The sequence below is a fragment of the Leisingera sp. S232 genome, from assembly GCF_049800895.1.
GTDB lineage: Bacteria > Pseudomonadota > Alphaproteobacteria > Rhodobacterales > Rhodobacteraceae > Leisingera.
In genome coordinates this window covers 24,887-35,974 of sequence record NZ_JBNAFX010000041.1, presented here as the reverse complement: position 1 = coordinate 35,974, position 11,088 = coordinate 24,887, and the positions used below count along the sequence as shown (strand labels likewise).

At 59.9% G+C, this 11,088-nt stretch carries 9 protein-coding genes; 1 reads left to right on the top strand and 8 read right to left on the bottom strand.

The genetic code is table 11. The features are described from left to right. The 3 genes from ACP151_RS18730 to ACP151_RS18720 form a co-directional block, all read right to left on the bottom strand. A partial coding sequence (locus ACP151_RS18730) for a transposase (protein WP_424978662.1) occupies positions 1-255 on the bottom strand: 255 nt, incomplete at its 3' end. A 273-nt stretch (positions 256-528) separates the two neighbouring features. Then, positions 529-3,003: a GcvT family protein gene (locus tag ACP151_RS18725; protein ID WP_424980414.1), complete on the bottom strand. Its 2,475-nt coding sequence runs from the start codon at positions 3,001-3,003 to the stop codon at positions 529-531. Positions 3,004-3,155: 152 nt separating this feature from the next. Continuing rightward, positions 3,156-4,676 (bottom strand): trimethylamine methyltransferase family protein, encoded by a 1,521-nt coding sequence (locus tag ACP151_RS18720; RefSeq protein ID WP_424980413.1) that lies wholly within the window; start codon positions 4,674-4,676, stop codon positions 3,156-3,158. 95 nt (positions 4,677-4,771) lie between these two features. Between ACP151_RS18720 and ACP151_RS18715 the strand changes: the two genes are divergently transcribed. Further along, positions 4,772-5,686 carry a LysR substrate-binding domain-containing protein gene (locus ACP151_RS18715; RefSeq protein WP_424980412.1) on the top strand — a complete coding sequence of 305 codons (915 nt, stop codon included), beginning with the start codon at positions 4,772-4,774 and terminating at the stop codon, positions 5,684-5,686. Between the two features lies 1 nt (position 5,687). Here ACP151_RS18715 and ACP151_RS18710 read toward each other — a convergent pair whose 3' ends face one another. The 5 genes from ACP151_RS18710 to ACP151_RS18690 form a co-directional block, all read right to left on the bottom strand. Then, complete coding sequence (locus ACP151_RS18710; protein ID WP_424980411.1) at positions 5,688-6,548, bottom strand: metal ABC transporter permease; 861 nt, start codon at positions 6,546-6,548, stop codon at positions 5,688-5,690. Next, the gene (locus ACP151_RS18705; protein WP_424980410.1) at positions 6,538-7,428 is read right to left on the bottom strand and encodes a metal ABC transporter permease; all 891 of its coding nucleotides are present in this window, start codon (positions 7,426-7,428) and stop codon (positions 6,538-6,540) included. Before ACP151_RS18705 ends, ACP151_RS18710 begins: the two co-directional genes overlap by 11 nt. Beyond that, entirely contained in the window at positions 7,425-8,330 is a 906-nt protein-coding gene (locus ACP151_RS18700) for a manganese/iron ABC transporter ATP-binding protein (protein WP_424980409.1), read from the bottom strand. Before ACP151_RS18700 ends, ACP151_RS18705 begins: the two co-directional genes overlap by 4 nt. 98 nt (positions 8,331-8,428) lie before the next feature. Further along, the gene (locus ACP151_RS18695) at positions 8,429-9,331 is read right to left on the bottom strand and encodes a metal ABC transporter substrate-binding protein (protein ID WP_424980408.1); all 903 of its coding nucleotides are present in this window, start codon (positions 9,329-9,331) and stop codon (positions 8,429-8,431) included. Positions 9,332-9,460: 129 nt separating this feature from the next. Continuing rightward, positions 9,461-11,011 (bottom strand): alkaline phosphatase family protein, encoded by a 1,551-nt coding sequence (locus tag ACP151_RS18690; protein ID WP_424980407.1) that lies wholly within the window; start codon positions 11,009-11,011, stop codon positions 9,461-9,463. Between the last annotated feature and the right edge of the window lie 77 nt (positions 11,012-11,088).

Below are 11,088 nucleotides of genomic sequence, written 5' to 3'. Positions count from 1 at the left end.
TCCCGCCATCTTCAGCAGGCTCGCAACCATACCGGACGTTTGCCGCAATGGCAGGCCGAACAATACCTTCACACTAAGGCAGAACTGGATGGCCGCATCGGAGAAGGTCTCCGGTCGTCCGCGTTTGCCGCATCGCTCGGCGAACCAGGTCATGTCGCGGTCAAACCAGACCAGCAGAGAGCCGCGCTTTCGAAGTGATGCGTTATAGTTGGACCAGTTCGTTGTTCGATAGCGGGAAGAGGCAGGCTTCGGCATGCCGCCGATCTAACCTACGGGATTCGCAAAGTGAATCCTCTACGGCCTTTGTGCAACAACGCCTTACAAGAGGCTAGATTTGAGACCGCGTGAAAATTCTACAACCCTGCATGGCGCGTCAGTTGGGTGCGCAACTTTTGTTTGTCTGTTTGCAGCCTCCAGCGGCGGAAAGGTCGGCAGATGCAGGAGGATGCAGCGGCAGGCCGGCATGGCCTCAGCCGCTTAGGGGAGCGTCCGCATGTGTTGGGTCATGGTTTCCGCTCCCCTGCTTGATCAGGCGCGCATATTGGCGCCGTTGGCGTCATAGATTGGCGCACCCAGCACTTCGGCGTCATACATCTGGCCCAGGATTTCGACCTGCAGCTTGGTGCCAGCCGCAGCGTGGTCTGCCGAAACATATCCCATCGCCATGGATGTCTGCGCGTGATGCGCATAACCGCCCGATGAGATATAGCCAACCGCCTCACCGTCCTTCAGGATTGCCTCGTCGTTGGAGACATCAATGCCGTCCACGTCGATGGTCATGGTGATCAGCTTGCGGCTCGGACCGGCCTCGCGGGCCTTCAGTGCAGCTTCCTTGCCTACGAAATCCTTCTTCCAGTTGATGAAGACATCCATACCGCTTTCTGCCGCGTCGAAATCCGGGCGGAAGTCCAAAGTCCAGACCCCCCAGCTCTTCTCCAGACGCATCGACATAAGCGCCCGCGCGCCATACCAGCGGTAGCCCAGATCCGCGCCTGCCTCCTCGATCGCCTCTGCCAGGCGCAGCAGATACTGCGGCTTGCAGTAGATCTCATAGCCCAGCTCGCCCGAGAAGCTGATCCGGTTGAGGATCACCGGCACGCCGCCCACAAAGGTCTGGCGCAGGTCGCGGAACTTGAACGCCTCGGCAGAGACATCGTCGCGGGTGATCCGCTGCAGCAGTTCGCGCGAATTCGGGCCGGACAGGGCGATACCGTGCCAATCATCGGAGACGTTCTGATAGGACACATCCGCGGGCAGGTCCTTCTCAAACCAGCGGCGGTGCGCTTCCTGCATCGCGCCGGAGCCGAATAGCATGAAGTGATCCTCTGCCAGGCAGGCCACGGTCAGGTCGCCGTAAAGCTTGCCCTTGGGGGTCAGCATCGGCGTCAGCGTCAGGCGGCCCGGTTTTGGCACATAGCCTGCCAGTACGCGGTCCAGGTAGGCGCGCGCACCTGCGCCCTTGAACTCATGCTTGGCAAAGTTGGCAACTTCGATGCCACCCACCGCTTCGCGCACCGCTTTGACCTCGCGCGCCACATAGTCGTGGCTGCGGTTGCGCTCAAACGTCGGCTCTTCATGGGCGTCCTCGGGGCCATCGGCAAACCACAGCGCGTTCTCCAGGCCAAAGCCCTGGCCCATCCGCGCGCCCTTGGCGACCAGCCGGTCATAGAGGGCGGTGGTCTTCTGCATCCGGCCCTTCGGCAGCGTCTCATTCGGGAAGGTCATCACGAAGCGGCGCTCGTAGTTCTCGGTCGACTTCACGGTGCCCCAGTCGGGGGTTGCAAAGTCACCAAAGCGCGCCACATCCATGGCCCAGACGTCGATGGAGGGTTCACCGTCGATCATCCATTCAGCCATGGTCAGGCCCACACCGCCGCCCTGGCAGAAGCCCGCCATCACGCCCACGGCGCACCAGTAGTTTTTCATGCCCGGAACCGGGCCAATCATCGGGTTACCGTCGGGGCCGAATGTAAACGGCCCGTTGATCATGTCCTTGATGCCGGCCTCGCCGATGGCTGGGATGCGTTCAAACGACATCTCCAGACGGTCGGCAATCCGGTCCAGATCCGGCTGCAGCAGCTCATGGCCAAAGTCCCAGGGCGTGCCGCCGACTTTCCACGGTGTGCCCTTCGGTTCATAGGTGCCCAAGAGCATCCCCTGTCGTTCCTGCCGGAAATAGATGTTGGCCTCATAGTCGATACCGGCCGGCAGGCGGGTCGGGTGATTGGCCACTGCGTCGATCTTGTCGGTGATCAGATAGTGGTGCTCCATCGGCTGCACCGGCAGGTTGATGCCCTGCATATGGCCGACTTCCCGCGCCCACAGGCCGCCGCAGTTCACGATATGCTCGGCATTGATTACACCGCGCGGCGTGACCACGTCCCAGCTGCCGTCAGGGCGCTGGGTGGTGCCGGTCACCGGCGTATGAGTGAAATATTGCGCGCCATGCACGCGGGCGGATTTCGCAAAGGCGTAGGTCGCGCCTGAGGGGTCCAGATCGCCGTCCTGATCATCCCACAGCGCCGCGTGGTAGTGTTTCGGGTCGATCAGCGGGTGGCGCTCGGCCACTTCCTTGGGGCTGATGAACTCCTGGTTCAGACCCATGTACCGCGCCTTGGAACGTTCGCGTTTCAGGTAGTCGTACCAGGTCTTGTTCGACGCCAGATAAAACCCGCCGGTGATGTGCAGGCCGACGCTGTGGCCAGAGGTCTTCTCGATCTCCTTATAAAGGTCGATGGTATAGCTCTGCAGGCGCGAGATGTTCGGGTCGGACGAAATGGTATGGATCTGTCCCGCCGCGTGCCAGGAGGAACCGGAGGTCAGCTCGTCGCGTTCCAGTAGCACCACATCCTTCCAGCCGAACTTGGCCAGGTGGAACAGGATCGAGCAGCCAACCACACCGCCACCGATAATCACCGCTTTGGCGTGGCTCGGCAGCTTCTTGTCGCCGGTGCTCTCCTCCTTGTGGATGTTGAGCGTCGATTGGGCAAAATTGTCTGACATGGGTTTGTCCTCAGGTCTGGGGCAAAATGCGGGAATTGCGGTACATGACACCCTGGGGGTGCAAAGGCGGAGTGGGGTGGGCGCACAGGGGGCGCCGGGGTAAACCGGCAGATCCTGCACAAGCTGAAGAAATGGCGGAAGAATTCCTTGCCTTAGTACCACGCATCCGGGATCTCCTCCTTGCGGCGGGCGACATAGGCGGCCAGCTCCTCTTTCACCGCCTCATCCATCGGCGGCGCCTGATATTCGTTCAGCATCTGGTTCCAGCGTTCATAGGCACGGCGACGCATGTCTTTGGACCCGCCCTCTTCCCAGCTTTCAACGTTTTCGCTGTCGCTGAGCTTCGGCTCATAAAACGCGGTCTGGTAATTGCGCATGGTGTGACCGGAGCCGAGGAAATGCCCACCCGGCTCTACTTCGCCATAGGCATCGCGGGCAAAGGCTTCATCACTGGTATCCAGGCCCTGGCTCAGCACCTTCTGGTAGGAGCCCAGCCGGTCGGCATCCATGATCAGCTTCTCGAATCCGGTGCACAGCCCGCCTTCCATCCAGCCTGCCGAATGCAGCACAAAGTTTGCGCCAGCCAGCATGGTGGAGTGCATCGAATCTGCGCTCTCATAGGCCGCCTGGGCGTCTTCGATCTTGGACGCTGTCAGCGACCCGCCGCAACGCAGCGGCAGGCCTGCACGGCGCGCCAGCTGGCCGATGGCATAATTCGACACCACCGGTTCAGGCATACCAAAGGTCGGCGCGCCGGACTTCAGCGACATCGACGACAGGAAATTGCCCAGCACGAAAGGCGCTCCGGGACGAACAAGTTGTGTGAAGGCACAAACCATCATTGCTTCGGCCATCGCCTGCGCGACCGACGCCGCAGTCGATACTGGCCCCATCGCACCAGTCAGGATGAACGGAACAACCACCATTCCCTGCCCGCGGGCGGAATAGGTGCGCACAGCCTCAGTCACCACCTTGTCGACTAGGAGCGGTGAGTTGGTGTTCACATTGCCCATGATCACGCAGTTGTTGTCCATGACGTCACGCCCAAAGACGATCTCGGCCATGTCGACACTGTCCTGCGCGCGGGACATCTCAGTGATGGCGCCCAGATGCGGTTTGTCGCTCAGCGTCATATGGGCAAACAGCATGTCGAAATGGCGCTTGGAGACCGGCACGTCACAGGGTTCGCAGATCACCAGCCCGCCATGATGCAGGTTCGGATGCATATAGGTGAGCTTTACCAGCTTCTCAAAGCTTTCCATGTCGCCATAGCGGCGGCCGCCTTCCAGATCGCGCACAAAAGGCGCGCCATAGATCGGCGCGAACACCTGATTGTTGCCGCCAATGGTAACCGAGCGCGCCGGGTTGCGGGCCAGCTGGGTAAATTCCTGCGGCGCCTTGGCGCAGAGCGACCGGATCCACTGCGCATCGGCGCGCACGGTGTCGCCGTCAATCCGCGCCCCCGCGTCTTTCCAGATCCTCAGGGCTTCGGCGTCATCCCGGAAGGCAATGCCGACATCCTCGAAGATCCAGTCAACCTGAGCTTCGATTTTGGTCAGCTTTTCTTCATCCAGCACATCAAAAAACGGCAATGTGCGCTGAATCCAGGGCGAAGCCGGAGCGCCGGCAGGGGCAGTGTTTCTGTCGCGGGATGCGCGGGCGCGTCGGGCCATGGGGCTCTCCAAAGACTCAAATGATGCGTAAGACTAAATCCCGGACCTGGGTTTGTGACTGTTGAAAAATCTGATCGTTTGGATAACTTGGGTTTATGCAAGAACTATGGAAGCTCCTGACCAGTCCGCGCCACCTGATCGTGTTCGAGGCCGCCGCCCGGCACGGGTCCTTTACCCGTGCTTCAGAAGAACTGAACGTGCAGCAGCCTGCCGTCAGTGCGGCTATCAAACAGATGGAAGCGTCTCTGGGCGTTGTTTTGTTCCGCCGTAGCCATCGCAGAGTAGAGCTGACCGGAGCTGGTATGCGGCTTTACACTGATGTCGCCAAGGCGCTGGAGGACGTGCTGACCTCGGCCAAAGCTGTGCGGCAGTTTGGGCGCAATGACCATGTCACGCTCAATTGCTCCTCTGCTTTTGCATACTACTGGGTGATGCCAAGATTGACCCAGCTGCACGAGGCGCACCCGGATATCGACCTGCGGCTGCAAAGTTCGGACCGGGAACCGGATATCAATACCGAAGGCATCTCGCTGGCGGTGCGGCGTGGTGATGGAAACTGGCCGGACTGTCATTCAGCCCTGATTGCGCCGGAGGTGATCTATCCGGTGGCCAGCCCGCGGGTGATGACCTCAGCCGTGAACCTGGCAACAGTGCCAAACCTGCTGCATGAGCGGCTGATCCATCTGGAAGAACCAATCCGGGAGAGGCCCCGGTGGCAGCAATGGTTTGAACACTTCGGGGTCACCGGGCGCCCGCCAGCTGCTGGCATGCGACTGAATGATTATGCCCTGGTTCTGCAGGCGGCCATTGCCGGCGAGGGCTTTGCCTTTGGCTGGCGGCATGTGACACAGCCACTGATCAAACAGGGGCTTTTGGCCGCACGGGAGGAATGGTCCTGGACCACTGGGGCAGGGTTCTACCTGGTGTGGTCCAAAAGCCAGGATCTGGTTCCGAACGCCGAACTGGTGCGGCAGTGGCTGTTAGAAATGGTTGCAGCCAGCACCGAATGATTCACACGATCCCAGAGGAATCTTTGACTCGCTGCATTGAGCTGCGGCGCGTCAGATAAAGCCGCCGCACAAAGGCCAGGATGAACATCAGCGTCAGGATCAGCACGATGGTCGGCGCCGGAGCACTGTCAAGAAAGAAGCTGGCATAGGTGCCCGCCACCATCGAGAACATGCAGACCAGAACCGAGACCCAAAGCATGGTGGAGAACTTGCGCACCACCAGAAAGGCCACCGCCCCCGGCGCAATCAGCAAACCGATTGCCAGGATCAGCCCGGCCGCCGACAGGGTCGCCACAATGGTTAGCGACAGCGCCGCCAGCAGCCCGTAGTGCAGCACCGTGACCGGCAGCCCGGAGGCCTGCGCCTGAGCCGGATCAAAACTGTGCAGCAGCAGGTCCTTCCACTTGAGCACCAGCCCGGTACCGACCAGCAGCGAGATGATGCCTGCGGTCCACAGCTCATGCCCTTCAACGCCCAGCATGTTGCCGAACAGGATGTGGTCCAGATGCGCGTTGGTCTCGAGCCCGACATACATCACGATGCCCAATCCGAACATGCCGGAAAAGACCACGCCCATCACCGTATCCTGCTTGACCCGGCTGTTGCCGGACAGAAAGCCGGTTGCCACCGCACAAAGCATACCGGCGGCAAAGGCACCGATGATCAGCGGGATGCCGATGACATAGGCCAGCACGATCCCCGGAAGCACCGCGTGACTGACCGCATCGCCCATCAGCGCCCAGCCTTTCATCACCAGAAAGCAGGACAGCAGCGCCGTCGGAACCGAGACGATCAGGGAAATCCAGAAGGCGTTCTGCATGAAGGCAAACTGGAACGGCATCAGCAGCGTTTCAAAGTCCATCACGCAGCCCCTCTTGTGCCGCAGGTCCCCGTTTCAAAGCGTTGCGTGCCTTGCGTTTGGCGGCCAGCAACCCGTGTTTCGGGGCAAAAATGAACACCACAAGGAAGATCAGCGTCTGCAGCGTCACGATGATGCCGCCTGTGGCGCCATCCAGAAAATAGCTGGCATAGGCGCCAAGAAAGCTGGTCGCCGCGCCGATCACCACGGACAGCAAGATCAGCCGTGGGAAGCGGTCGCACAGCAGATAGGCCGTGGCACCGGGTGTCACCACCATGGCGATCACCAGAAAGGCTCCCACGGTCTGCATCGCCGCCACCACAGAGGCCGACAGCAGCACAAAGAACACCGCCTTGAGCAATCCGGGACGCAAGCCGATGGTGCGGGCGTGGTTTTCATCAAAGAAAGTGACCATCAGATCCTTCCATTTGGCCAAGAGCACCGCCAGCGAGACAAAGCCGATGATCGCCAGCTGAGCCGTGTCCTCCGGCGTGATGGCCAGGACGTTGCCCATGGTGATGGTCTGCACTGAAACCGACATCGGGCTGATTGAGACGATGAACAGGCCAAGGCCGAAAAAGGAGGTGAAGATCAGACCGATGATCACATCGACCTTGAGGCCAGAGCGTTCCGACAGGAACAGCATCGCGCCCGCCGCCAATCCGCCCGCAATGAACGCGCCCAGCGCAAAAGGCAGTCCAAGGATATAGGCGCCCGCCACCCCTGGCACCACCGAATGGGACAGTGCATCGCCAATCAAAGACCAGCCTTTCAGCATCAGATAGGCAGACAGAAAAGCACAAACCCCGCCGACCAGAGCAGAGACCCACATCGCATTGGTCATATAGTTGTAGGCAAATGGCTCCAGCAGGTATTCCATCATTCCTGCTCCCGGCTCTCGCGGGTCTGAGTCCGTTCGCCGTATTGGACAAAGGGCCGTTCGTCGTCGGTCAGGATGGTGACTTCGCGGGTGTCGCCGTCGTCATGCAACGCATCGCCACCCAGGGTGAAATGGCGCAGCACGCCGCCGAAAGCGTGCTCCAGATTTGCGCGGGTAAAGGTGGTTTCGGTCGGCCCAAAGCCCAGCACCGTGCCTTTGACCAGAATGGTACGGTCACAGAATTCCGGCACGCTGCCCAGATTGTGGGTCGAGACCAGCATCACCCGGCCCTCAGCACGCAGTTCACGCAACAGGGCGATGATCTGCTCTTCGGTCTTCACATCAACACCGGTAAAGGGTTCATCCAAGAGGATCACCTGCCCGTCCTGCGCAAGCGCGCGGGCCAGAAACACCCGTTTGCGCTGGCCACCGGACAGCTCACCGATCTGACGGTGGCGGAAGTCCTGCATGTTCACACGTCGCAGCGCCTGATCGACGGCCTCGTGGTCCGCTGCCTTGGCACGGCGCAGAAACCCCATATGCCCGTAACGGCCCATCATCACCACGTCCTCGACCAGCACCGGGAAGGCCCAGTCGACTTCCTCCGACTGGGGCACATAGGCAACCAGGTTCTTGCGCAGCGCCTCCTTGACCGTCATCCCAAGGATGCGGATTTCACCCTGTGCGGTCGGCACAAACCCCATGATCGCCTTGAACAGGGTCGATTTGCCCGCCCCGTTCACCCCAACCAGCGCAGTCACCGTGCCACGGGGGATGCCAAAGCTTGCATTCCACAGCGCTGTATGGCCGTTACGGTAGGTTACCGTGACATTCTCGGCGGCAATCCCGCCGTCCGTGGGATGAGCGCTGGTGTCCATTATTCGGGTCTCGTTGGCATCAAGCATGGGCTGTTCTGCAGAGTTACACACAGAAGTTGTGCTTTGTGAAATGAAACGCCCCGCAACTTTCGCTGCGGGGCAAAGGGATATGCAAGAAAGGTAGCTTAGTTGGAGACCTCGACCAGCCCGCGGGCCACAGTCTGCGATGTGACCCTGAGCAGATCCAGGTAGGTCGGAACTGGCCCGTCCGCCTCGCTGAGCGAGTCCACATACAGCTCACCGCCATAAGCCACGCCGGTTTCACGGGCCACTTGCTCAGCCGGGGCGGTGTTCACAGTGCTTTCGCAGAAGACCACAGGGATGTCATTTGCACGCACACCATCGATCACGGCTCGGACCTGCTGCGGAGTGCCGACCTGATCGGCATTCATCGGCCAGAGATACAGCTCCTTCATGGCAAAGTCGCGGGCCAGATAGCTGAAGGCGCCTTCGCAGGTCACCAGCCAGCGTTTGTCTTCGGGGATCTGTGCAATCGCCTCGCGCAGTGGTTCGATGGTGGCGCGCAGCCTGTCTTTGTACGCGCCGGCATTCTTCACGTAGATGGCTGCGTTTTTCGGGTCATGCTCAGCGAAGGCCTCGACAATGTTGTCAATATAGATCAGCGCGTTATCCAGCCCCATCCAGGCGTGCGGGTTGGGTTTGCCTTCATAGGAGCCGGCCCCGATCGGGATCGGGCTGATCCCATCGGTCAGAGTGGCAGAAGGCACCCCCTCCAGATTCGTCAGGAATTGTTCGAACCACAGTTCCAGATTCATGCCGTTCCACAGGATCAGATCTGCATCGGATGCCCGCACGATGTCACGCGGAGTAGGTTCATATCCGTGGATCTCTGCTCCTGGCTTGGTGACAGACACGACTTCGGCCGCGTCACCTGCCACATTGGCGGCCATGTCAGCCAGAACAGTGAAGGTAGTGACGACCTTCATCTTGTCATCCGCAAGGGCTGCGCTGGCTGCAACAGCCGCGATGGCAGCCGCAGAAACAGTCTTGAACAGGGGCGGGAACATCCGATTCTCCACGTAACGATGTCTTTGGGTTAGACGTTATTGCAAATCATTCGCAACTGCAATGTAAATGAGAATGACTTGCAAGTTTGCCGCCCACCGATCATTTCCTCCAACCGAGCGCAGAAAACTTCAGGCGTCACACCTGTTTACGCTGCGCGCACCATCCGGGGTGATAGAAGTGAGAGACAATGTGTGGTCCATGTTCCGCATCCGGTGCCGCAGCATCAGGCGGGTCAGGCGGTTCAGTTCCGCCGCATATTCCTGCTTTCCGGCTACATTCTCCAATTCCCCCCGGCCTTGACTGTCAAACAGTATCGGCGGCAGATCGGCGGCGAACTCAACCAGGGTGAACCGCTCATCCCGCAGGATGCCCAGGCAGGACTCGCTGGCTGATGTGCCTAACTTCCTTTGCCACAGTGTCGGTGCCAGTGGTTCGGAAAAATCCAGTTCCGAAAAGGAGTATGGCCGCCAGTCCTGTGGTGCTTCCCCCTTCAGGAGCGGCAGCAGTGACCGACCGTCCATGGAATTCGGCACATCCTGCCCCACCCACTCCAGTATCGTTGGCGTCACGTCGATAGACTCGGTGATGTGCGAGATACAGCCACCAGCGTTCTTGTCATTCCCCGGCATCCGGATAATCAGCGGCGTGTGATAGGCCGCGTCGTATACAGTCATCTTGCCCCAGGAATGCCGGTCGCCCAGCATCTCGCCGTGGTCTGCAGTGATCACAACCAACGTGCTGTCGTATTGGCCAGTGTCCTTCAGGAACTGGATCACCCGCCCGACATGATGATCCACCTCGGTTGCCAGCCCCAGATACACGGCCCGTAAGGTGCGGATGTTTTCATCAGTCGGCTCCAGCTCGGGAAAGCCCTCGACAAAGCTGGCGGGGGGGCTTGTTTGCTGCAGGGGTTCAAAGAACGGATGCTGGGTGCATTCCTCCGCCGCTGTTGCCAACCGCTGTGGCAAAGGTACGCTGGCCGGGTCATACATGCTGTTATAGGGCGCAGGCGCCACCAGTGGCGGATGTGGGCGGATGTATGTCAAATGCGCGAACCAGCTTTCTTTCTGATAGGCCGACATTTTCCCCAGAAAGGAGTCGGTCAGAAACGCAGTGTCACTGTCTTCTGCCGCGTAAAGCGCCGGATCGTTCAGGGAGGGTGCGCCGCCATCCGGGGACACCGGTTTGTAGACATCCCAAAATTTTTCGAACTGGTACCCTCGGTTCATCAGATGCGATTGCCATGGATAGGACATTTCCAGCCGCATCTCTGTCATCTCGTGAAACCCGGTCATCGGGTATTCATAGCTGCGCAGCGCCGGATCGTTGGCGTCATAGGCGCGGGGGTCCTGCGAAGTGTCAGTGTAGCCGAACAGCATTGGCAAATAGCCCGCCTTGCGCATCTCAGTGGCAATGTTCGGCGTGTCATGGCGCAGGGGGGTGCCATTGCGGACAGAACGATGGTTCATCGCATATTGCCCAGTCAGGATCGATGCCCGTGAGGGTCCACAAGGGTTGGTCACAGAGAAATGCCGCTCAAAGGAAACCCCTTCTTGCATGAAGGCGCGGATGTTCGGCAGGTTCACATGATCGGCCAATGCCCCGGACACACAATCCGCGCGCAATTGGTCAATGATGATGAACAGGACATTGCGGTTATCGGGGCGTGCAGCAGGCATCCGGGCTTCCTCGCTGGAACAATTCACGTTTCCAGAGACTATCTGTGGCGGTCTGCACGCAGATTACAAGCGCAGAC

Coding starts and splice junctions, on each gene's coding strand:
- ACP151_RS18715 (WP_424980412.1), top strand. CDS start 4,772: ATGCAAGAACTATGGAAGCTCCTGACCAGTCCGCGCCACCTGATCGTG.
- ACP151_RS18720 (WP_424980413.1), bottom strand. CDS start 4,676: ATGGCCCGACGCGCCCGCGCATCCCGCGACAGAAACACTGCCCCTGCC.
- ACP151_RS18710 (WP_424980411.1), bottom strand. CDS start 6,548: ATGGACTTTGAAACGCTGCTGATGCCGTTCCAGTTTGCCTTCATGCAG.
- ACP151_RS18690 (WP_424980407.1), bottom strand. CDS start 11,011: ATGCCTGCTGCACGCCCCGATAACCGCAATGTCCTGTTCATCATCATT.
- ACP151_RS18700 (WP_424980409.1), bottom strand. CDS start 8,330: ATGCTTGATGCCAACGAGACCCGAATAATGGACACCAGCGCTCATCCC.
- ACP151_RS18695 (WP_424980408.1), bottom strand. CDS start 9,331: ATGTTCCCGCCCCTGTTCAAGACTGTTTCTGCGGCTGCCATCGCGGCT.
- ACP151_RS18705 (WP_424980410.1), bottom strand. CDS start 7,428: ATGATGGAATACCTGCTGGAGCCATTTGCCTACAACTATATGACCAAT.
- ACP151_RS18725 (WP_424980414.1), bottom strand. CDS start 3,003: ATGTCAGACAATTTTGCCCAATCGACGCTCAACATCCACAAGGAGGAG.